Origin of the sequence: Acinetobacter sp. Marseille-Q1618, assembly GCF_902809855.1 — a bacterium.
GTDB lineage: Bacteria > Pseudomonadota > Gammaproteobacteria > Pseudomonadales > Moraxellaceae > Acinetobacter.
Genome location: NZ_CADDWJ010000002.1, coordinates 1,381,530 through 1,405,037, shown reverse-complemented (window position 1 = coordinate 1,405,037; position 23,508 = coordinate 1,381,530). Strand labels below are relative to the sequence as shown.

Below are 23,508 nucleotides of genomic sequence, written 5' to 3'. Positions count from 1 at the left end.
CATGGCAGAATTTCACGCAGCACCACTGCCTGAACGACTACAACAGGCATTTCAAGCCAAGCAAAAACTTGTAGCACAACAGCTTTATTTTGCACCTGTTCGGCATCATAGTCCTGCCTGTGCCTATGCTTTAAAGCAGTATATTCAAAAGCTACAACCCACGCATATTTTGATCGAAGCACCGCATAGTTTTCAGTTTTTACTTGAAGCATTGTTAGATGAAAATACCCAGCCGCCAATTGCAATCTTTACACAGGCACAAATACAAAAAGGTGCTCATGCTCAAACCACATCACAGACAAACAAAGCTGATGATGAAGATGTACAAGCCGAGCCAACACCTGCCCTATTTTCTGCCTATTATCCTTTTTGTGAATATTCACCTGAATGGGTTGCGCTAAAACAAGGCACTGCACAACAGGCAAAAATTGAGTTTATTGATTTGTCTTGGCAGGAGCAAAGCGCCTTTAAATTGGCAAATACCGCCTTAGATTGGTCGCAAAAAAATTTAATTTCTGAACGTTATTTAGCGCATAGCCAATATATTCAAAATCTTGCGCAGCAGTTGCATTGTCGTAATCATGATGAACTTTGGGATCATCTTTTTGAGTTACAACCTATTGCCCAACTAAAACAGCCTGAAAAATTTTTCGATGATGTCTTTACATGGTGTTCCTTAGCACGTTTGGACTATGAACAGGATGTGTTGTTACAAGAGGCATCGTTGCATCGTGAAGACTGCATGTGGCAAAAAATCCAAGCCTGCTTAAACCCTAAACATAAAGTGCTGGTGGTCACTGGCGGTTTTCACACCTTGGCTTTGATCGAAAATTTAGCACAAACAGATACGGCAAACCGCTACAGCATTCAGACTAACAAAAAAGACAAATGGCAGGAAAATGCATGGTTGATTCGTTATAGTTTTGACCGATTAGATGCTTTGAATGGTTATGCTTCGGGTATGCCTTCACCTGCATTTTATCAACAATTTTGGCATGATTTAAATCAGGAGAATCTCGGTGATGCAGAGATTCAGCAACAATTTCTCAAATATCTCACTGAAATTTGTCATTATTTAGATGAGAAACAAGTTTTAGATGTTACTGCCTATATTGCTTTAAAAAATACTGCCGAAATAGCCTTACAATTGGCACACTTGCGTGGACATTATCGACCAAGTCGTTACGATCTTTTAGATGCTTTACAAAGTGCCTTAGTTAAAGGTGAGTTGGAGGATGGTCAACAATTATTATTTCAAGAAATTTACGCTTACTTAAGTGGTCAACAACTCGGTCAAGTTGCAGCACATCAGCACAGTCCTGCACTACTCCAAAATATTTTCAAACAAATCGAAAAATATCGTTTTAATGTTAGCGATACTATTCCTCGTCATCGAAAACTTGATATTTACCGTAAACCTTTACATCAAGAAATCAGTCAATTTTTAAATTTACTTGAGTTTGTCGATTGTGGTTTTGCGCAACGTTTATCGGGACCTGATTTTAGTCATGGTGCTGGTTTGGATTTATTGTTTGAAGAATGGCGTTATACATGGTCACCTTCGATTGAAGCTCGTTTGATTGAACTTGCTGAATTAGGTGATCAACTGCAACATATTGCTTTAGCTAAAATTCTCACATTACAACAACATCATCAGAAAAATGGACTTGGACAGTCTGCATTTGAAACTGCAAAATTACTGACTTTGGCATGTCGTTTAGGTTTAAAAGAACAGCTCAATCTCTTACAAAAACAATTAGATGAATATTTACAAACTGATCAAAGCTTAGCCTCTGTGGTTGGTGCAGCACAGCAATTGTATTATTTGTGGAGTGGTCGAAAGTTATTGCAATTGCCTGAAGCCATTTTACAACAAAGTCTAGTACGTGCGGTCAAACAAGCTTGTTTCTTACTGGATCAACTCTATGATACGCGTGAAGAAAAAATCGAAGAAAATCTAAATAGCTTAAAGACCTTGCATGATTTGATTTTATCTGTCAGCAAGCTTAACGTACCGCAAGACACTGATTCACTTTTAGATTTATTTTATCAACATATTGATCGACAACAGTTTAATCAGTTTCATTTGAGCAAATTAAAAGGTGCTGTAGATACCTTGATGTTCCTTGATCATCGAATTGATCAAGAACAGTTACAGCAATATTTAAAAATTGCCTTTGCCATCGGTTGTGATGCAGATGAAGCCGTACAATATATTCAAGGCATGTTTGCGATTGCACCTGAAATTTTTGTGCAATCTCCGATCGCGATCAGTGGCTTATATGACTTAGTCAAACATTGGCGAGAAGAAACTTTCTTACAGATTTTACCTGATCTGCGTTATATCTTTAGTCAACTCAGTCCAAAGCAAAATTCAGCAGTTTCTCAAAATATTGCTGAGATGGCTGGACTGGCGCAGCATGTGATTTTAGATCAAGTGCATAGTCATATCAGTGAGCATGACATGCTGAGTGCTACACATTTAAATCAACAATTACAACAACTTTTACAGCATGATCATCTTGAAAATTGGATCAAAGGCGTTGGGCAATGACACAAAATACAATCTCTCCATCCGATTTAGAAGATCATTTTACAGCGCTAGATGACCTAGATGCTGCACGGCGTTGGCGACTGATTTTAGGACGTTATTCTGATCAAAGCTTGTCAACTGCGACTTTGTCAGGTGAACAACTGAAGTTGGAACGTAATCTTGATTATTTATATCAAAATGAATATAAAAAACGTGGCGTCAAACAAGGTCAAAACCGTCATGGTGGGCTAGAAGGTTCACAGCTGACTGCGATCAACTGGCTCAATCAAAGCCGAAAATTATTTCCAAAATCAACCTTTGAGCGCATGCAAAAACATGCGCTTGAACGCTATCAACTCAAAGACTTACTTAAAGATCCACAAAGTATTCGTGAGTTAGAACCAAATCCTGCGACTGCCAAAGCCCTTCTCAGTATGCGTGGTCGTTTGAGTGCTGAAGCCAAAGAAGCGGTGCGCGATGTGATTCGTCAGGTCGTTGAGGAATTATTACAAAAAATTCGCACACAATTTTTACAGTCTTTACAAGGTCGTCGTAATCGCTTTCGGCGTACACACATTAAACAAGCACAAAATTTTGATTGGAAACGCACCATTCAAAGCAATTTAAAAAATTACCAACCTGACTATAAAAAGTTGATTATTCAAAATCCAATTTTTAATGCTCGAGTGCAAAAGCATTTGTCATGGGAAATCGTCCTGTGTGTCGACCAAAGTGGCTCGATGTTAGACTCTGTGATGTATGCTGCGATTTGTGCCAGTATTTTGGCAGCATTGCCTGCGGTGAAGATCAGCTTGGTGTTATTTGATACGCAAATTGTTGATCTGAGTCATTTGGCACATGATCCTGTTGAGGTTTTACTGACAGTACAACTCGGTGGTGGCACCAATATCGGTAAGGCAATGGAATATTGTGCGCAAAAAATTACACAACCGAATCGTAGTATTCTAATTTTAATCAGTGACTTCGAGGAGGGTGCTTCGGTTCAGCATTTATTAAACACGACAGCGCAACTGAATGAACAAGGTTGTAAATTACTTGGGCTTGCAGCTTTGGACAGTCAAGCCAATCCTGTATATGACAGCAATATGGCGCAAAAATTACAACAACGTGGCATGCAAATCGCAGCCATGACACCTGATCATTTAGCGAATTGGTTTGCGGAGGTGATGCAATGATTGGGCAAATTTATTTGCACTATGATGAAGACAGTTTAGCGTTACATAGCAATGCAGGCTTGATTCGTCGTGCTAAAAAATCTCTCGATGATGTACAACTTCTTGAGGAAAATTCGCAGGCCTTGCATTTTAAAGTAGAAGAATTTGAGGTTGTATTACCAGCACAAGGCATCACAGCAGCGCAATGTACCTGCCCTGCACAAAGTTGCTGCAAACATATTCTCAGCAGTATTTTTTGGTTACAGCAAAATCCGAATGTCACTGCACATACAGACAATGTTGTGTCAGAACATTCACAAAGCCAACAACAAGAAAACCAATCTACTGAAAATCCCGATCAAAATTCTACTGAACAGGTTTCCAATGCGTCTACTCTAGACATCGCCTTAGAACTAAAAGACACAGTTTTGTTTAAGAAAATAGGTAAAGCACAAACTCGGTTCGCTTTTGAAGTTTGGCAAAATTTTTGTGAAAACACTGAAAACTGTCAGATTGACATCCTACCTGAAAAAATCAGCTTTAAAACGACACTCAGTGAGCATGCAATTTTATTTTTTCCGCAGACTGGCTTTGAGGGCATACTTTCAGACCTTGCCGAGAATAAAAAGAAAGCGGTTCATTTAGCGTGTATTGCCTATTTATTTCATTTACACGCACCTGAACAATGGCAATGGTCGGAAGATTTGCAACAGCAGCAAACCGTAGATCATGCACATGTTTTAAATTCTGAGGATTTAGCGTTTATTGCCGAATTACAACAAATTTGTCAGCACTTTATTCAACAAGGTTTATCACATTTAGCCAAAGAATCGGTGTTGTCATTGCACATTTTAAATATGCAAGCACGTGCACAGAACTTACCTCGGTTAGCTGCGCAGTTAAGACAAGTATATGGCTCAATGCGTCAGTTTTTAGAAGATGATATTCAAGTAGATGAACAATACATTTTCTCGCAATTGGCATATTTAAATGCCTATTTGGTTGCTCTAAAAAATAGCCAAAACCAAGCAGAAACATTTACCCGCTTAAAAGGTACGGTGCAACGAGATTATCAAGCACAATCCACCGAACGTTTGATCCCTTTAGGTTGTGAATGGTGGCAAACTGACAGTGGTGCGCATGGTTTAACCATCACCTTTTGGGATGCTGAACAGCAACATACACGAGAAGTCACACAAGCCCGAGCCAATCATTTAGACAGCACTTTTAGTAAAGACAGTGTGGCACAGTCTGGCATTTGGGGCACATCTTTAGATTATTTACTCAAACATCAAATCCAATTGACCCATTCTAAAGCCAACTCTGCAGTGAATTTGAGCGCTAGTGTGGATACGCGTTTTACCCAATTAGATATGTTTAAAAGCTTAAGTTTAGATGACTTAGAGCAGATGAATATAGGTATAAATCGCTGGGCAGATTTACATGCATGGATACAGCCTGAATCCAGTTTGGAGCAAAACCCTTATCGTTACCTTTTACTACGCCATCAACAGATTTTTGCACCAGAACTGAATGAACATGAACAATGCTTTGAATGTCGGATTCAAGATAGTGAAGCACGAAGTGTAAAACTCACATTACCGATTGAAATTGAATATCAAGTGCGTATTAAACACCTCACCACGCTGATTCAACAAAATGAAAAAATTGTGGCGACCCTTGTACGCTTGGACACCAAACAACAAAATATTCAACTGATTCCCTGTAGCGTGATATTACAACGACATGAGCAATTAGAGATTTTTAGTTTGGATTATCATTATCCACGCCATAAAAAAAGCAGTTTAGGCGAATTGATTACAGGCAGAATCGAAAAATTACTACAACAGAAAAAACAGTGGCAAACTCAGCCACATTACGCTGCGCTGGATATTGTCACACAACAAACTCAATCTGTACTTGAGTTTTATGCCAATACGGGGCGTGCTGTGCTTGATCCTGAAGATAAACTAAAACTGCAACAGGCGGCTCAACTCTACCAAGATTTGGGTTTAGACATTTTACAACGAAGCCTTCAAACAGCAATGCAAACTGAAAGCTTGGCAGCAGCCTTACTGAAATGGCGACATTTATTTTTACAAATACAGCGGCTGTCTTATCGCTTACCGATAGAAAATTCGATTTAGAATCGATAAAAATGCTGTACGGCAAAACAAAGCATGAATAAAAGCGAAACTAGCGTGCAATAAAAAACTCTTAGCAAGTCAAGTTATGTCGTACAACAACAAAATCACGCTTTTATTTTTGTTTTATTTTTCTAAGATAGAAACATACTTTTTAATTAACCACTGCTGAATAACAAGTACATCTTTTTTCATCAAAGGAAAATTTATAATGCTCAGTAATTTTATGTCTAAAATCGAATCTTTATTTTCCAATAAAGACAATAAACAAAACAATAGCAATCAAGAACAATCACAAGATACAGATATTCAAGAACATAATCAAAAAATGGTCGAAACGATTAAACCACTTTATGAGGTTTTCAAAGTCCTCAATGAAGTCGATGACAATCTAATGAAAAGCATTATTGCTTATATTGTGGAAGCGGAAGAACCGCAAATTTTATTAAAACTGAATCAATTGCCTGATGAAAAAGCCAGTGATTTGATTGGTCATCCTGGCACTTATGAATGGTATTGGTCACAAACGCAACTCAGCAAAGCGCAAGAAAAATTAAAAAATCAATCTATCAAAGCACGTAAACAACTCAATGACCATTTATTTACCACTTTAAATCATGAGCAGATCATCCGTTTGGGTAAAGTATATGAAAGCATTACCCAACAGAAAAATTATAAAGAAATCTATGCCCCGATCCCCAAATGGTTCACGTATATCGTGGTTGATGCTTTAGTAACTTTACAGCAAGGTCATGGTTTTAGTGAAATTGATGCCAGAAAAAATATTAAACAGCATTGGACATTGACCAAGTTAGAACAACTTTTGGCAGCAGATGAAGCTACATTTGTGCAATATTTACCGTTATTTATTTTTGAACGTGCGGGTTGTAGTAGTTATTATACAGACCGTATGGATTTGATTTTTGGATTGTCTGATACAGATGCTTATATCGAACAGCATCTTGATATTTTAAAAAAGGAAATTCCAAACTTAACGGTGGATGGTCAAACGGTATTTTTAGATTATTTAAAACGTAAACCTGAGCTTTTAAAACAACTGCCTGAACTGATCGTAAAACTAACCATTGGGCGTTCTAAAACCATTCGTGATCTAGCTGTTAGCTTATTAAGTCAACTCAATGCTGAGGATAGTCAGCAATATTTACAAGAATATTTAGTCAATGGTTCAAGCAAAGAACGTGGTTTTGCCGCAGAGCTTTTAGCACGTTTAGGTGAGCATAACTTAGCAGTTTTAGAGCAAGCCTATGAAAATGAAAAACAAAAATCAGTTCAGCAAATCATTTTAATGGCAGTACAACGTTTAAAGGCAGTCAATGAATCTGTCAACGACGCAAGTATCGAAATTCCAAGTTTTAGCCCTTTGGTTGCACAAGATATTCCGAATAATTTTATTGAAGTAATGCATGAAAATTATCAGAAAATTTTAGAAAAAGCGGAGCAATCCGCTGCTGCTGAAATTGAGGACAATAAAACCAGCAGCTATCGCTCAGATTGGGCACAAAGAAATCTTAAACGTCTAAAAAACTTAAAAATGGGAAACATTGATCGTTTATTAGATCAACTCAATGGTAAGTCACCACGTAAATCCTTTGAATCTGATATTCAAATCATTAACCATCAAAAAAGACTGCAAAGCTTTCCTGAATATTCATTACATCATGCGTTACGTATTCATGCCAGTCGCCGCCACGATCAAAGTGCCCATTGGAGTTCAATTTTTGAGGACTTGCCAGCTACCCAATACAGTACTTTAGATTTACGCCAAATTAATCAGGCACTCAAAGAAACAGGCTATGCCAATACGGAACGTCAGATTGCACAAGGCATGCTGATGTCTTATTGGAATGATTTAGATGACTACATCACTGAACCTGAACAAATTTGGCCATTCTTTGCAGAACATCCTGAGTTTATTTCTGAAGCATTGGGCTTAAGTCCGTCTTTAGAAGAAAATAGCTATTATCAGTTTGAAGCGATCAAAGCGATTAAAATTTTAGAATATTTCCCAAGTATTCCTCAGCAATATATTCCTCGTTTGCTTGAATATGCTTTAGGAGAAAATAAACGCTTACGTTTCGATGCTCAACAAGCCCTTCAACGCCTAGCAGACATTCATTTACGTGCAATTGAAGCATTAAGCTCTGGTAAACAAGAGATTCGTATCACAGCGATTGAATGGCTCGCACGTTTGCAACATCAAGATGCCATCAAGCCATTAAATGATTTGCTTAAAAAAGAGAAAAAAGAAATTGTTCGTGCGGCTTTGTTAACTGCTTTAGAAAAGCTAGGACAAGACATCAGTCCTTATTTGTCAGAAAAAGTTTTACTGGCAGAAGCTGAACAAGGTTTAAAAGCCAAACTTTCCAGTAGTTTTACTTGGTTTGATGCTAAAACTTTGCCTGAAGTACAGTGGAAAAATGGTACAACCGTAAAAGCTGAAATTATTCATTGGTGGGTAGTTTTGGCTGAAAAGCTCAAAGACCCCAAAGCCAATGCCTTGTTCCAACGTTATTTGGATTTACTTGATGAGAAAAGCCAACAAAAACTTGCCAATCATCTATTACACAGTTTTATTCAGCAAGATACGCTTTCGCCAACTTTAGACCAAGCGATGGAAGTCGCCACTAAAGAAGCGCCTCAACGCCTACAAGGTTATCGGGACAGTTATAAAAATTATGGGCATAAATATCCTGAATATTATGGGCATTATGCAACGATTACCCTTGAGGAAGTGATTGAAGAAATTAAACGTCAACAATTAGCAATCTACTTAGGCTCAGCCATTAAAAGTAAAGGTATGCTGGCACTGACTTATCCTGCTCAAGGCAGTTTTGCAGTAAAAACCTTGCAAGACTATATGAAACAGCATTATCAACGTCGTTCACAAATCGAAGCCATGATTTCTGCGCTGTCGATCAGCAACGACCCTCTTATTATTCAACTGTTATTGTCATTATCACGTCGTTATCGCACCACATCTGTGCAAAACTTAGCCACCGATTTGGTCACTGAAATTGCTGAGCGTAATCAATGGACCAGTGATGAACTTGCAGATCGTACCATTCCTACCGCAGGTTTAGATGAAAATGGCGTTTTAAACTTAGAATATGGTTCACGTTTATTTACTGCAATTGTAGACGATAAAGATAAATTTGTTCTCAAAAATGAAGAAGGCAAAGTGGTTAAAGCCTTACCTGCGGCACGTCAAAATGATGATGAAAGCTTAATTAAAGAAGCCAAAGCGCTGTTGAGCAGTAGCAAAAAAGAACTTAAACAAGTGATTGATTTACAAACACAACGCCTCTATGAAGCAATGTGCAGCGAACGCCAATGGAAGCAAGCTGAATGGTTTGAATATTTACATGCTCATCCGATTGTACGTCGTTTGATTCAACGTCTGGTTTGGATTGAAGTGACTGAATCAGGTGAAAAAATCGCTTTTCGTCCAAGTGATGATGGTTGCTTACTCAACCTTGACGATGATGAGATTGAAATTCAAAGCAACAGTTACATTCAAATTGCACATGCTGTGATTGTTGGCAAAGAAAATGCACAGGCATGGCTAGATCATTTTAAAGACTACAAAGTGAAGTTTTTATTTGAACAAATGACCCATCATTTACCTGAAATGACAGATTTAAAAGCAACTCAAATCGAAGATCGTAAAGGCTGGACTACCGATACCTTTACATTACGTGGTGTGGTCAACAAACTCGGCTATCAACGTTCAAGCATTGAAGATGCTGGCTCATTTGACCGTTATACCAAATCTTTTAAACAACTTGGCATAGACGTACAAATCGTTTTTAGTGGCAGTTATGTGCCTGAGGAAAATATTCCTGCCGTACTGTATGAATTGGAATTTGATAAATTAGGCAGTCGCTCTTGGAACTCAAATAGCCTACTTCTCAGTGAAGTTCCACCAATTTTATTGGCTGAAAGCTATGCAGACTATTTAAAAGTAGCCGATGCATGTAATGGTTTTGACCCAGAGTGGCAAAAAAAGACGCCTTGGTAAGCAGGTAAATCCTCACAAAAACTGCCCAATTTTTCGGATAAAATTGGGCAGTTTTGTCTTATTTTGCAAATATTTTATTTTTCACATTTCTTTTAAAATAGTGTAAAACCAACTTATAGCCAAGTATTGACCAAAAAGCCCAAGCTTTGTGTAGATAAAGTCAATCTATACAGAATCTATATCTTTCGCCATTGCGATAGAAAACTAAAAACGCTTAAATGAGCCCATTGTATCGCTTATTTAAAAATAAAGGACTTTGTATGAATCGTCGTGTTGTTATTACGGGTATGGGGATCAACTCATGTATCGGAAATACCTTAGCAGATGTGACCCATTCTTTACAAAATGGAATTTCAGGCACACGTCATAACCCGACTTATGAAGAACTCAATTTTAAAAGCCATGTGAGTGCAGCAGCAGAACAAGATTTTGACGGTATTGACCGTAAACTTAAACGTTTTATGGGCGTATGTGCGATGTATGCCTACAACGCTGCGGTGGCTGCGGTTGAACATGCAGGTTTAACACCAGAACAATTGGGTGGTAATCCTCGTTATGGTATCGCAGGTGGTTCAGGTGGAAACTCAACGGCTTCTGTGGCTGAAATGGTTAAATTGCTTGAAGAAAAAGGTGCACGTAAAATCGGTCCTTTTTTTGTGCCACGTAACATGTCAAACACCATCACTGCAAATGTCGGTGTGGCATTTAAACTACAAGGCGTTGCCCACTCGATTACCAGTGCTTGTGCAACTTCTGCGGATGCAATTGGTTATGCATACAACCTGATTCAGCTTGGTAAACAAGATTTAATGCTTGCAGGTGGCGGTGAAGAAGACCATTGGTCACAAAGCTTATTGTTTGATGCGATGGGTGCGCTTTGCTCTAAATACAACGATACGCCTGAAACTGCCTCACGCCCTTATTCTGCGGATCGTGATGGTTTCGTGATCGCAGGTGGCGGTGGTTTCGTGGTACTTGAGTCACTTGAACATGCGCAAGCGCGTGGTGCCAATATCTTGGCTGAAGTTGTGGCGTATGCTGCAAACTCTGACGGTGCTGATATGGTTGCACCATCGGGTGAAGGTGCAACACGTTGTATCTTAATGGCATTGGAAGAAGCAAAACAGCATGGCGTAGACAAAGTTGACTATGTCAATACTCATGGTACATCGACACCAGCAGGCGATGTGACTGAGCTTAAAGCGATGGAGCGTGCATTTGGTGAAGGTCAAGTGCCACCACTTAGTTCAACCAAATCAATGACAGGTCATAGTCTTGGTGCTGCGGGTGTACAAGAAGCGATTTATTCTGTTCTTATGATGCAAAATGACTTTATTGCACCCAATATTAATGTCACAGAATTGGATGAAGGTGCAAAACCATTCGATATCGTACTTGAAAAACGTGACGCAAAATTGAATACTGTGATGAGTAACAGTTTCGGTTTTGGCGGTGTTAATGCTTGCCTCATTTTCAAAAAATGGGAAGGCTAATTTGAAAATGGTTGATCTATTGCAACAATAGATCAACCACTTCCGCACTGCCCTTTACAAAGGGTGACTTGATGGATGCTCCTTCTGATGCTTTCCTCTGGGTAAAAGCATTTCATATTATTGCAGTGGTCTGTTGGTTTGCTGCATTGTTTTATCTCCCACGCCTCTATGTCTACCATGCGATGAGTGATGATGCGGTCAGTCATCAACGTTTTGAAGTAATGGAGCGCAAGTTATATCGTGGCATCATGTGGCCGTCGATGATTATCACGTTGATTACTGCGCACTTTTTGGTGGATTGGGGGGATGCAACCCGTCATTATCACGAAGCGCTTTGGTTCTATATTAAAGTTGGTTTAGTCGGTTTATTGGTCATTTACCACTTGGTTTGTGGCTATTATCGTAAGAAACTGATTGAAAATGCGCATTATAAATCGCATAAATTCTGGCGCTTTTTTAATGAAATGCCAACGGTGATTTTACTGGCTGTTGTGATTTTGGTAGTGGTTAAACCTACATTTTAATTCATGAAAAATCTAAACCAATTCTAAAAAGAATTGGTTTTTAAAGATTATTACAGTGCTTTTAATTTTTTGATTCATTAAAATAACTTCTTACTCAAACTGAATAAAAAGCTCTTTAAAAGCATGGGGTTGACAGCGTAAATATTGCGGTGCAATTTCAATTTTCTCACCTAAAGCTGCCGCTGCATGCCAAGGCCAACGTGGATCATATAAAATTGCACGTGCCAGCCCAATTGCATCTGCTTGCTGATTTTGCAAAATATCTTCTGCCTGTTGAGGTTCAGTGATTAAACCTACTGCAATCACAGGAATATTCACATGCTTTTTAATTTCATTTGCAAAAGGAACTTGATAGTTTGCACCCAGTTTAATTTTTTGTTGAGCATGTAAACCACCTGAAGAGGCATGAATATAAACTGCGCCTAATTGCTCCAAAGCCTTAGAAATTCCTACACTCGATTCAATATCCCAACCACCCTCTTCATCCATCCAATCACTGGCTGAAATACGCACCCCAATCGGATAGTCCTCTGGAACAACCGCTTTTATTGCACTAAACACTTCTAAGCTCAGACGGATTCGATTCTCAAAACTTCCACCATATTCATCAGTCCTTAGATTTGATAAAGGGGACATAAATTGATGCAACAAATAGCCATGTGCTGCATGAATTTCAATCAAGTCAAAGCCAGCATCTACTGCACGTTTGGCTGCTGTTGCAAAGTCTGCAATCACCTGTTGAATTTCATCTATTGTCAACGCATGCGGTGGAATATCACCTTGGTTAAATGCAATCTCACTAGCTGATACTGTTTGCCATCCCAAAGCATGCTCTGGTGCGATCTGCCCTTTACCTAACCACGGTTTATCTGTAGAAGCTTTGCGTCCAGCATGTGCCAACTGCACACCAAAAGGCATGGGTGAAATACTTTTTACTTTTTGCAAAAGTGCTTTGAGTTGCGCACGTTGTAAGTCATTCCACAAACCTACATCAGCATAACTAATACGTCCTTGTGCCTGTACGGCAGTTGCTTCGATAATGCATAAACCTGCACCCGATAAAGCATAATTCGCCCATTGCTGTTCATGCCAATAACTGACTTCACCCTGCTCATTTGCAGAGTATTGACACATGGGTGCGATCACAATTTTATTCTTCAGTTTGAGTTTGCCAAATTGAATCGGTTGAAATAATAACGACATGCAAAACTCCCTTATAAATTTGCTATGGCAAGCAATCCTGTAATTTAACCAGTATAAGTTAAAAAGAACCGCCTATTTCCATCATTTACACTCATTCAACCAATATAGGTTTTATCAAATAAATTATCTACTGAGGTATATATTTTGATTTTTTAACCTATTAAAAGCTTGATCAACTCTTCAGATCAAGCCTTTCATTTTCAGTTGAATGGTAACTTAGATGTTAAGCTTCCTTGAAAAACCAAACTTGACTACAATATTGATTTGGTCACTCTCCTGATTCTCTAAATATTTATGCCTGAATTACCTGAAGTTGAAACTACCAAAGTCAGCCTATTTCCTTTGCTAAATCAAAAAGTGAAATCTGTGCAGATACGAGAATCACGTTTACGTTGGGCAATTCCTGATGATATTTCAAAATTAGTCGGGCAAACATTACTTCAACTAGATCGCCGTTCTAAATATATTTTAGCTACCTTTGAACAAGACAGTATGCTTTGGCATTTGGGTATGTCTGGTAGTTTTCGACTGTGTAAGGCTGATGAAGAACTACGCAAGCATGATCACCTGATTATTGACTTTGAAGATATTCAACTGCGTTATCATGACCCTAGACGATTTGGTTGTATTTTATGGCTAGATGAGCACTCTCAAACCAAATTGATTGATACGCTTGGGCCTGAGCCTTTAAGCGAACATTTTAATGCGCAATATCTAGCAGAAAAATTAAAAAATAAAAATGTTGGAATTAAAGTTGCGATCATGGACAACCATGTCGTGGTGGGTGTAGGGAATATTTATGCGACTGAGAGTTTATTTCATCTCGGTATTCATCCCGCTCAGTCTGCATCCAGTTTAAGCCAAGTACAAATTGAACAATTGGTTATTGAAATTAAGCGTATTTTGAAACAAGCAATTGATTTAGGTGGTTCTACCTTACGTGATTACAGCAATGCAATGGGTGAAAATGGTTATTTCCAACAAACACTTTTAGCTTATGGTCGTGCAGGTGAAATGTGCGTAAATTGTGAAACAACCTTAGAAAATTTAAAGTTAGGACAACGCGCAAGTGTGTTTTGTCCACAATGCCAACCCTTAAAAAGTAAAAACTGTAAAGAAAATTTCGACAGGTAAAACCCAATGAAAACTGCAATTGTTCGACATATTTTGGTGAAAGATAAAGACTTAGCACAACAGTTAAAACAAAAAATCTTGGATGGTGCTGACTTTGCTAAAATTGCCAAACAACATTCTACTTGTAACTCTGCCAAACGTGGCGGAGAACTGGGAGAAGTGAAAAAAGGCGATTTGGTTACACCAATTGATAAGGCTGTATTTAGTTTAGCTGAACGTGAGCTACATGGGCCGATCAAAAGCCAGTTTGGTTTTCACTTATTAGAAATTAAATTTCGGATGGATTTTTAAGGATTGGTAAGACTGATATGTTATTGCGCAATATCAGCCTCTTTATAATCCTGAATAAATTCAGCATATTGCTCAATATATCCTCTAAACATCTCTGCGCGAGTAGCAAAATAAAATACTTCACTGCCATTTCTTACGATTTTTTCAGGTGCTTTACCATTACAAAAACCTTGTGAGTTCACCGCAGATGCCAAAGTTTTAAAATGTTGCTTCGCTTGTTGTTCATCATCAAAGCCAAAAACCAACAGGGTAAAATCAGGAAAATAATTTTTCTTAGGTCCAATCCCTTGTTTGCTTTCAGCAGTATAAACCCGCAGTCCTTCACCTTTTACTTTAATAATTTTATTTAAATTACAATCATTTTCAGACCATGTCTTACCACTTTCACTTTCAAATAACTCAAATTTATTTTTTAATAACTCAGTCTGTAAAGCGTTCATCAGTATTTCATTTTCATCAATATTATTAGCTTCTATGGTTTCATAGGTTGTATCTTGATTAGGAATATCTTCAAAAGTAAGTCCTTGATAGTTATTTTTATTTTCTGCACTTGTGAATTGATTTTTTTGTTGTTCTGTTTTATTCGTTTCAGGTTCAGTACATGCAACCAAGCTCAATATGAGTGTGCTTAAAATGAGTCGTTTGTGCATGCTCCAATTTCCTTCATCAATAACCAATTTCATAGTACACACAAAAAACGGTACCCGAAAGTACCGTTTAATATATTCAATAAATGCTTTTAGGATTATTGACGTTTCTTCAATTCGTCACGAATTTCACGTAATAATTCAATATCTTCTGGTGTTGCAGCAGGAGCTTCTTCAACAGGTTTACGAATACGATTCAAGAATTTAACCAATAAGAAAACCACCCAAGCCAAAATCAGGAAGTTTAAGAAAATTGTAATAAAGTTACCATAAGTTAAGACGTTAACACCCGCTTTGGTAAGTTCATCTAAAGACGTTAAATTGTTTGGATTGTCCCCCAATACAAAAAACTTCTGTGTAAAATCAACACCACCACCGGTAATCACGGAAATCAACGGCATAATAATATCTTTTACCAATGAATCAATGATTTTACCAAAAGCACCACCGATGATCACACCGATTGCCATGTCCATCATATTGCCTTTTACAGCAAATTCTTTAAATTCTTGAATAATACTCATGTGATCGCTCCAACATAGGAATTTTTATGGCTGTATTTTAATGTGATGTTTATTACATTAATTATTTAAAATACAATTCCACCTAATTTACTTGGTTTTTTGAAAATTCCAAATATCTGTTTACATTTTATAAAAAAAACCGCAACTTTGACAAATTGCGGCTTTGCTTAGAAATAATGAATTTCTAAAGATTACATACCACGTGCAGCACGTTTACGTTCGTTTTCAGTTAAGAATTTTTTACGAATACGTACTGACTTAGGTGTTACTTCAACCAATTCATCATCTTCAATAAATTCTAAAGCTTGTTCAAGCGTGAATTTGATTGCAGGTGTTAAAGTTAATGCTTCATCTGTACCCGATGCACGCATGTTGGTTAACTGTTTTGCTTTGGTTGGGTTCACAGTCATGTCATCTGAACGAGAGTTCATACCCACGATCATACCTTCATATACTTCTAATTGCGGTTCAGCAAATAGACGACCACGATCTTGTAGAGTGAACAATGCGAATGCTAAACAAGTACCATTCACCATTGAAATCAATACACCGTTTTGACGTTTCGCCACTTGACCTGCTTTCGCTGGACCATAGTGAGAGAAGCTTGATGTCATGATCCCTGTACCAGAAGTGATGGTCAAGAATTCTGAACGGAAACCAATCAAACCACGTGAAGGAACAGTTGCTTCAATACGGATACGACCTTTACCGTCTACTTCCATATTAGTCATTTCACCTTTACGGTTCCCCATTTGTTCCATGATCGCACCTTGGTGCTGTTCATCGACGTCAAATGTTACGTTTTCGTATGGCTCTTGCATTTCGCCATCAATTTCTTTCATGATCACTTGCGGACGAGATACACCCATCTCAAAGCCTTCACGGCGCATGTTTTCGATCAATACAGAAAGATGTAGTTCACCACGACCTGATACTTTGAATTTATCAGGACTGTCCGTATCTTCCACACGTAATGCAACGTTATGGATCAATTCACGGTCTAAACGTTCACGGATATTACGTGAAGTTACGAATTTACCTTCTTTACCAGCAAACGGTGAATTGTTCACTTGGAACGTCATCGACACAGTTGGCTCATCTACAGACAATGCTGGTAAAGCTTCAACATTTTTCGGATCACAAATTGTGTCAGAAATGTTCAATGCATCAAGACCTGTGATACATACGATATCACCTGCAGATGCAGAATCAACATCCACACGATCTAAACCATGATAGCCCATGATTTTTAAGATACGACCGTTACGTGTCTTACCTTCTTTATCAATCACAGTTACTGGTGTATTGGTTTTCACTGAACCACGTTGGATACGACCAATACCGATCACACCAACGAAGCTGTTATAGTCAAGTGAAGAAATTTGCATTTGGAATGGACCATCAACATCAACTGCTGGTGGTTCAACGATGTCAACGATCGTTTGGAACAATGGTGTCATGTCATCAGCAAGTTCTTCTGGAGATGGACCTGCCACACCACGAAGACCTGATGCATACACTACAGGGAAATCTAACTGTTCATCTGTACCACCAAGGTTGTCAAACAAGTCAAATACTTGGTCGATTACCCAGTCTGGACGTGCACTTGGTTTGTCTACTTTGTTAATGATCACGATTGGCTTCAAACCACGTGCGAACGCTTTTTGCGTTACGAAACGTGTTTGTGGCATTGGACCTTCTTGAGAGTCAACCAAAAGAAGTACGCAGTCAACCATTGACATTACACGTTCAACTTCACCACCGAAGTCAGCATGTCCCGGGGTGTCCACGATGTTAATACGGTATTCAGTATCTGTACGTTTGTCTAACCATTTAATTGCAGTGTTTTTTGCAAGAATGGTAATACCACGTTCACTTTCAATAGCGCCTGAATCCATGACACGTTCAATCTCGCCCGCACGTTCACCGAGCGCACCTGATTGTTGTAAAAGTTTATCAACTAAAGTTGTCTTCCCGTGGTCGACGTGAGCAATAATAGCAATATTGCGGAGAGTTTTAATATCTGACATGTAAATTCGATACGCCTAAAGTTTGAGGGCAAATTATACAGAAAAATCTTAACTTTTAGTAGTGACAGTTTGCGGACAGTTACAAGTTTTTTTCACAATAGCAGGCTTTTTATTTTGTAAAAGAGTGTAAAGAGATTAGAATAGCAGCATCTTGCCGCTGTTCTCCCAATCTCCATGTCCGATATAAATACCGCTAAAGACCAACAACAAGGTCATATTGATCTTGTTTATGGCTTAAATGATCGCCCAAAACCACTCATCGCTTTTTTTGCAGCACTGCAACATTTGCTTGCCATTATTGTTCCCATTGTGACTCCGGGTTTACTGATTTGTTTGGCACTTGGGGTTTCTGCCCATGATACCAACATGATTTTATCCATGTCTTTGGTGATTTCAGGCATTGCAACTTTTTTACAATGTAAAAAAATTGGCCCATTTGGTGCAGGTTTACTGATTGTTCAAGGTACAAGTTTCAACTTTATTGGACCAATCATTGGAATTGGTTCTGCTATGGTTGCAGCAGGCACACCTGTAGAAGCAGTAATGGCCTCTATTTTTGGTGTAGTGATTGCAGGTTCATTTATTGAAATGGGCGTGTCACGTATTTTACCTTGGGTGAAAAAACTGATTACCCCGTTGGTTACAGGCATTGTCGTGCTTTTGATTGGTTTGACTTTAATTAAAGAAGGTCTGATCAGTATGGGTGGTGGTTATCAAGCCATGGAAAATAAAACCTTTGCCAGCGCTGATAATCTAATTATGTCTTGTACAGTGTTAGCGATTATCATTTTACTGAATCGTTTTAAAATCGTATGGGTAAAAAGTTCAGCGATTTTAATTGCTTTGGTGATTGGTTATGCACTTGCTGGCTATATGGGGTATTTAAATTTCTCAGGTTTAAAAGATGCGCCTTTGGTTCAAATCCCAACACCGATGCATTTTGGTTTAAGTTTCTCTTGGAGTTTATTTATTCCGATGGCATTTATTTACCTTGTGACTTCTCTAGAAGCCATTGGCGATGTCACGGCAACTTCAAAAATCTCGAATCAACCTGTCGATGGCCCTGTTTGGATGGAGCGTATTAAAGGTGGTGTATTGGTCAATGGTGCAAACTCATTCCTTGCGGGTATTTTCAATACTTTTCCAAGTTCCGTTTTTGCCCAAAATAATGGTGTGATTCAACTGACTGGTGTGGCAAGTCGCTACGTTGGGATTTGGATTGCGATCATGCTGATCATTTTAGGTTTATTCCCTGCGGTTGCAGGTGTGATTCAAGCCGTTCCTCAAGCCGTACTCGGTGGTGCTGTAATGGTCATGTTTGGTGCAGTTGCGGCTTCTGGGATCAATATTTTGTCTGGTGTCACACTTGATCGTCGTGCTTTATTAATTATTGCGATTTCTTTAGCACTCGGTTTAGGTGTTGCGCAAGTTCCACAGATCTTAGAGCATCTTCCTGAATTGCCACGTAATATTTTTAGTTCAGGTGTTGCAACTGGTGGTATTGCTGCGTTGATTTTAAATTTAGTTTTACCTGAAACTAAAAAGTAATTTCGTCTTTCTTTATAATGCCCAGCCGAGTCTGGGCATTTGGTTTGTTAGCACTTCTTTTTTGAATGAAAACATACCTTTTTAAATTTTTATGATGGATGGTGAATATGGAGCCAAGCAGTGAAGTTGTCATTCGACAGCATGACTATCTTTCTGGACGTGTATTATTGGTGAATGCACCAACGGATGACTTACTTTCAAATTTAGCTCATGACATCGAAGCCCGCATTTGGACGTGGAATTTTAATGAATTTCAATATTTCCAAAATCTAAATGCTCAGGTTCATTTTGGCACAGATGTTCCTGAACAAGATTTTGATCAAGCTATTGTGTTCGTGCCAAAGTCCAAAGAATTACTCAATTATATATTGCACAATTTAGTCAGTCGTCTTGCGATTGGCTCAACCATTTTTCTTGTCGGTGAGAAAAAAGGCGGGGTTGAACGTGCTGCAAAACAACTACAGCCCTTTGGATATGCCATCAAATTAGATAGTGCTCGACATTGTCAAATGTGGCAACTCACAACAGATAAAACTATTAAAGCCAAAACATTAGCAGAATGGGTACAACACTATTCAGTGACCACACCAGCAGGTGAACTTAGTATCTGCGCCCTTCCTGGTGTTTTTAGCCAAAACCGTTTAGATGTCGGTACTGCAGTATTGTTGCCGTATTTATCACAAGTAACTTCAGGCAAAATTGCTGATTTTGGTTGTGGTGCAGGCGTGATCAGTGCCTATTTATCTAAAATAAATCCTAAAAATCGTATTTTTGCTTTAGATGTTGATGCTTTTGCTTTAGCATCCACCCAAATGACGTTTGAAAAAAATAATCTACCTTTAGAACAACTTGAAATTAAAGCGGTCACAGGGATTGATGATGCACCTTTATTTTTGCACGCCATCGTCAGTAATCCACCATTTCATCAAGGCATACAGACCGATTACAATGCCAGTGAAAATTTATGCAAAAGTGCAAGACGACATTTAAAATCAGGTGGCGAATTATGGATTGTGGCAAACCGCTTTCTAAATTACCCATTACTTATTGAACAAAGTTTTGGTCAATGTACGACCAAAGCAGATCAACAAGGTTTTAAGGTGTTGTTTGCCAACACTCAAAAAAACCTTAAGGAAGCATGATGAGCGGAACAGATCATCCACAACTCAAGCGTAAGCTCGGCGCTCGACATTTAAATATGATCGCTATTGGCGGTTCGATTGGCACAGGTTTATTTCTAGCATCAGGTCAAACGATTGCGACAGCAGGTCCCGGCGGTGCATTACTTGCCTATGCCTTGATTGGTGTCATGATTTATTTCTTGATGACCAGTTTAGGGGAACTTGCAACACATAACCCAACTTCAGGCGCATTTTTTACCTATGGAAATAAATATGTCGAAGAAGGTTTTGGTTTTGCACTAGGTTGGAACTATTGGTATAACTGGGCAATTACCGTTGCATTTGAATTGGTTGCTGTCCAATTCATCATGAAATTTTGGTTTCCTGATATACCGGGTGTGTGGTGGAGTGCGATCTTCCTTGCAATCATCTTCTGTATCAATGCCTTAACGGTCAAAGGTTTTGGTGAGAGTGAATTTTTATTTTCACTTGTTAAAGTGATTGCCATTATTTTCTTCATTGTCATTGGTTTATTCATGATTGGTAAAATCATGTTAGATCCAACCCAGTCTGTGACCAAAAACTGGACGATTGGAGAAGCACCTTTTGTTGGGGGCTTCCAAGCACTGGTTGGTGTTGCCATGATTGCTGGATTCTCGTTCCAAGGTACTGAAATGGTTGGGGTTGCTGCGGGGGAATCCAAAGATCCGAAAAAAACTATCCCGATTGCCATTAAACAGATTTTCTGGCGTATTTTACTGTTCTATATCTTGTGTATTTTCATTATTGGAACATTGGTTGCATATACAGACCCAAGTCTACAACTTGCTGCTGAAGGCGATGGTAATATTACCCTTTCACCATTTACCCTACTCTATGAAAAAGCAGGCTTAGCATTCGCAGCAGGCTTGATGAATGCCGTGATTTTAACTGCAATTTTATCTGCAGGAAACTCAGGCATGTACTCATCAACACGTATGTTATTTGATATGGCACGCCAAGGTCGTGCGCCTAAATGGTTTGCCAAATTAGATATGCGTGGTGTTCCGATGAATGCCCTTTATGCCACTACGTTTATTGCTGCATTCTGTTTTTTAACGACATTTATTGGTGAGAATCAAGTCTTTACTTGGTTACTGAACATGTCTGGAATGTGTGGTTTTATCGTCTGGTTAGGGATTGCGATTTCACATTATCGTTTCCGTAAAGGTTATTTAGCACAAGGTTATAAACTTGAAGATTTAGCTTATACCGCAAAATTCTTCCCATTCGCACCATGGTTTGCTTTTATTCTATGTACCATTGTGGTGCTTGGACAAAACTATCAAGCTGTTCTTGATGGTGATTGGTTGGGTGTTTTATCAACATATATCAGTATTCCATTATTCTTAACTATTTGGCTTGGTTATAAATGGAAACATAAAACCAAGCTCATTTCTTATCAAGAAATGGATGTAAAACCAATGGATGAAGATAAAGCCTAATAAAATCTGCATACATTAAGCTCTATTTCGATAGGGCTTTTTTATGGCTGAATGAATATTTCAAATTAAAAATATTCATAAATAATCAATATCTTAATAATTATAAAATTCAAAACTCATTTAAAAATTAAAAAATAAATCATAAATTGATCTTGACAGCGTATTTTTATTACCTAAAATAGCGCCACATTCGATCCATCTTTTCCAAAAAGATTTTATAGGAGGACATCAACATGCTGACATTGGAAAACAACACAAACTAATACAGCAAGATGTCACTCACGGACACTTGCTCACTAAAGTGTCCGAATGCCAAGATTCTTAACCTAGCATTCGCTAGGTTTTTTTATGCCTAAAAATACAAGGCAAAAGAATATTCGGACAAATATAAAATTGCTTAGAGAAATTCAAATGGGCATACAAAAAATTTTGAACGCTAAAGCAGATTATGGCGTTCCTGTAAAAATCTATACCAACGATGTCGATGAAGAAAGCATGACCCAATTGCGCAAAATGGCGCAATTACAGTTTATTCACTCTCATATTGCGGTGATGCCAGACGTGCATTTAGGTAAAGGTGCAACAGTCGGTAGTGTCATTCCGACCAAAAACGCCATTATTCCTGCGGCAGTCGGTGTGGATATTGGCTGCGGTATGAATGCGATGCGTTTAAGTTTAAAAGCAGAACAATTGCCAGATAATTTAAGCACCTTACGTAATGCTATTGAGCGTAAAGTACCTGTTGGTTTTGAAATGCATAAGCAAATTAAAGCCAAAGCTTCGACTCTCGCACCACTGGACAAACGTTTAAAACTGATCACCGATAAACACCCTGCCCTAAAACGTATGTTGCGTCATTTTGATTCAACATGGCAAAAGCAGATTGGCACGCTCGGTGGTGGTAATCATTTTATCGAACTCTGTTTAGATGAAAATAATGATGTTTGGGTGATGTTACACTCAGGTAGCCGAGGACTAGGCAATGTGATTGGTACGTACTTTATTGAACGTGCCAAGAAAGAAGCCCAAAGCCGTTTTGGACATGTACCTGACAAAGATTTGTCTTATTTTGCTGAAGGTTCAAACAGTTTTGATGATTATTTTGAAGCGGTAGAATGGGCACAAGAATATGCGTATGAAAACCGACGTGAAATGATGCGTCTAATTTTAGAAGCGATTCGCCCATTATTACCAAGTTTTCAAATGACCAAAGAGGCTATCAATTGTCATCATAATTATGTGCAAAAAGAACTTCATTTTGGTGAAGATGTTTTTGTCACTCGTAAAGGTGCAATTCGTGCTGGCACAGATGAATACGGCATTATTCCAGGTTCAATGGGAGCGAAATCATTTATTGTGAAGGGCAAAGGCAATCCTGATTCCTTTTGCTCATGTTCACATGGTGCAGGTCGTCGTATGAGTCGCAGTAAAGCCAAAAACCTATTTAATCAGCAAGACTTGATTGCACAGACACAAGGAATTGAATGTCGTAAAGATAAAGGTGTCGTGGATGAAATTCCGAGTGCCTATAAAGATATCGATGAAGTGATGGCAAATCAAACTGACTTAATTGAGGTGGTTCACACCCTCAAACAAGTGATGTGCGTTAAAGGTTAAA

Annotated in this window: 16 protein-coding genes; 12 read left to right on the top strand and 4 right to left on the bottom strand. The window is 38.5% G+C overall.

Annotated elements, in window-relative coordinates; all coding sequences use genetic code 11:
* Position 1: 1 nt before the first annotated feature.
* The 6 genes from HUS24_RS13845 (at position 2) to hemJ (ending at position 11,908) form a co-directional block, all read left to right on the top strand.
* Positions 2-2,554, top strand: coding sequence for a DUF5682 family protein (locus HUS24_RS13845; RefSeq protein ID WP_173912504.1), 2,553 nt, complete (start codon positions 2-4; stop codon positions 2,552-2,554).
* A complete protein-coding gene (locus HUS24_RS13840; RefSeq protein WP_173912503.1) occupies positions 2,551-3,729 on the top strand; it encodes a VWA domain-containing protein in 1,179 nt (392 codons plus the stop codon). The genes HUS24_RS13845 and HUS24_RS13840 overlap by 4 nt, the downstream gene beginning before the upstream one ends.
* Positions 3,726-5,855 (top strand): hypothetical protein, encoded by a 2,130-nt coding sequence (locus HUS24_RS13835; RefSeq protein WP_173912502.1) that lies wholly within the window; start codon positions 3,726-3,728, stop codon positions 5,853-5,855. Before HUS24_RS13840 ends, HUS24_RS13835 begins: the two co-directional genes overlap by 4 nt.
* A 208-nt stretch (positions 5,856-6,063) precedes the next feature.
* Complete coding sequence (locus tag HUS24_RS13830) at positions 6,064-9,891, top strand: DUF4132 domain-containing protein (RefSeq protein ID WP_173912501.1); 3,828 nt, start codon at positions 6,064-6,066, stop codon at positions 9,889-9,891.
* 260 nt (positions 9,892-10,151) lie between these two features.
* Positions 10,152-11,384 (top strand): beta-ketoacyl synthase N-terminal-like domain-containing protein, encoded by a 1,233-nt coding sequence (locus tag HUS24_RS13825; protein WP_171531194.1) that lies wholly within the window; start codon positions 10,152-10,154, stop codon positions 11,382-11,384.
* Between the two features lie 71 nt (positions 11,385-11,455).
* Positions 11,456-11,908, top strand: coding sequence for a protoporphyrinogen oxidase HemJ (hemJ, locus tag HUS24_RS13820; RefSeq protein WP_173912500.1), 453 nt, complete (start codon positions 11,456-11,458; stop codon positions 11,906-11,908).
* 90 nt (positions 11,909-11,998) lie between these two features.
* Here the strand turns inward: hemJ and HUS24_RS13815 are convergent, their stop codons facing one another.
* Positions 11,999-13,111: an NADH:flavin oxidoreductase/NADH oxidase gene (locus tag HUS24_RS13815; protein WP_173912499.1), complete on the bottom strand. Its 1,113-nt coding sequence runs from the start codon at positions 13,109-13,111 to the stop codon at positions 11,999-12,001.
* A gap of 294 nt (positions 13,112-13,405) precedes the next feature.
* Between HUS24_RS13815 and mutM the strand changes: the two genes are divergently transcribed.
* Positions 13,406-14,245: a bifunctional DNA-formamidopyrimidine glycosylase/DNA-(apurinic or apyrimidinic site) lyase gene (gene mutM / locus HUS24_RS13810; RefSeq protein ID WP_173912498.1), complete on the top strand. Its 840-nt coding sequence runs from the start codon at positions 13,406-13,408 to the stop codon at positions 14,243-14,245.
* A 6-nt stretch (positions 14,246-14,251) separates the two neighbouring features.
* Complete coding sequence (locus HUS24_RS13805) at positions 14,252-14,536, top strand: peptidylprolyl isomerase (protein ID WP_173912497.1); 285 nt, start codon at positions 14,252-14,254, stop codon at positions 14,534-14,536.
* Positions 14,537-14,556: 20 nt separating this feature from the next.
* Here the strand turns inward: HUS24_RS13805 and HUS24_RS13800 are convergent, their stop codons facing one another.
* The 3 genes from HUS24_RS13800 to typA form a co-directional block, all read right to left on the bottom strand.
* Positions 14,557-15,186, bottom strand: coding sequence for a hypothetical protein (locus HUS24_RS13800; RefSeq protein ID WP_173912496.1), 630 nt, complete (start codon positions 15,184-15,186; stop codon positions 14,557-14,559).
* A gap of 95 nt (positions 15,187-15,281) precedes the next feature.
* On the bottom strand, positions 15,282-15,707 hold the full coding sequence (gene mscL, locus HUS24_RS13795; RefSeq protein WP_173912495.1) for a large conductance mechanosensitive channel protein MscL: 426 nt from the start codon (positions 15,705-15,707) through the stop codon (positions 15,282-15,284).
* 191 nt (positions 15,708-15,898) lie between these two features.
* Positions 15,899-17,737, bottom strand: coding sequence for a translational GTPase TypA (gene typA, locus HUS24_RS13790; RefSeq protein ID WP_173912494.1), 1,839 nt, complete (start codon positions 17,735-17,737; stop codon positions 15,899-15,901).
* A gap of 174 nt (positions 17,738-17,911) precedes the next feature.
* On the opposite strand from typA, the gene HUS24_RS13785 reads away from it, so the two are divergent.
* The 4 genes from HUS24_RS13785 to HUS24_RS13770 all read left to right on the top strand — a co-directional run bounded on the left by HUS24_RS13785 (position 17,912) and on the right by HUS24_RS13770 (position 23,507).
* Positions 17,912-19,285: a uracil-xanthine permease family protein gene (locus HUS24_RS13785; RefSeq protein WP_173912493.1), complete on the top strand. Its 1,374-nt coding sequence runs from the start codon at positions 17,912-17,914 to the stop codon at positions 19,283-19,285.
* Positions 19,286-19,392: 107 nt separating this feature from the next.
* On the top strand, positions 19,393-20,427 hold the full coding sequence (locus HUS24_RS13780) for a class I SAM-dependent methyltransferase (protein ID WP_173912492.1): 1,035 nt from the start codon (positions 19,393-19,395) through the stop codon (positions 20,425-20,427).
* Positions 20,427-21,890, top strand: a complete 1,464-nt coding sequence (locus tag HUS24_RS13775) for an amino acid permease (protein ID WP_173912589.1) — start codon at positions 20,427-20,429, stop codon at positions 21,888-21,890. Before HUS24_RS13780 ends, HUS24_RS13775 begins: the two co-directional genes overlap by 1 nt.
* A 411-nt stretch (positions 21,891-22,301) precedes the next feature.
* Entirely contained in the window at positions 22,302-23,507 is a 1,206-nt protein-coding gene (locus tag HUS24_RS13770) for an RtcB family protein (protein WP_173912491.1), read from the top strand.
* Position 23,508 lies beyond the last annotated feature (1 nt).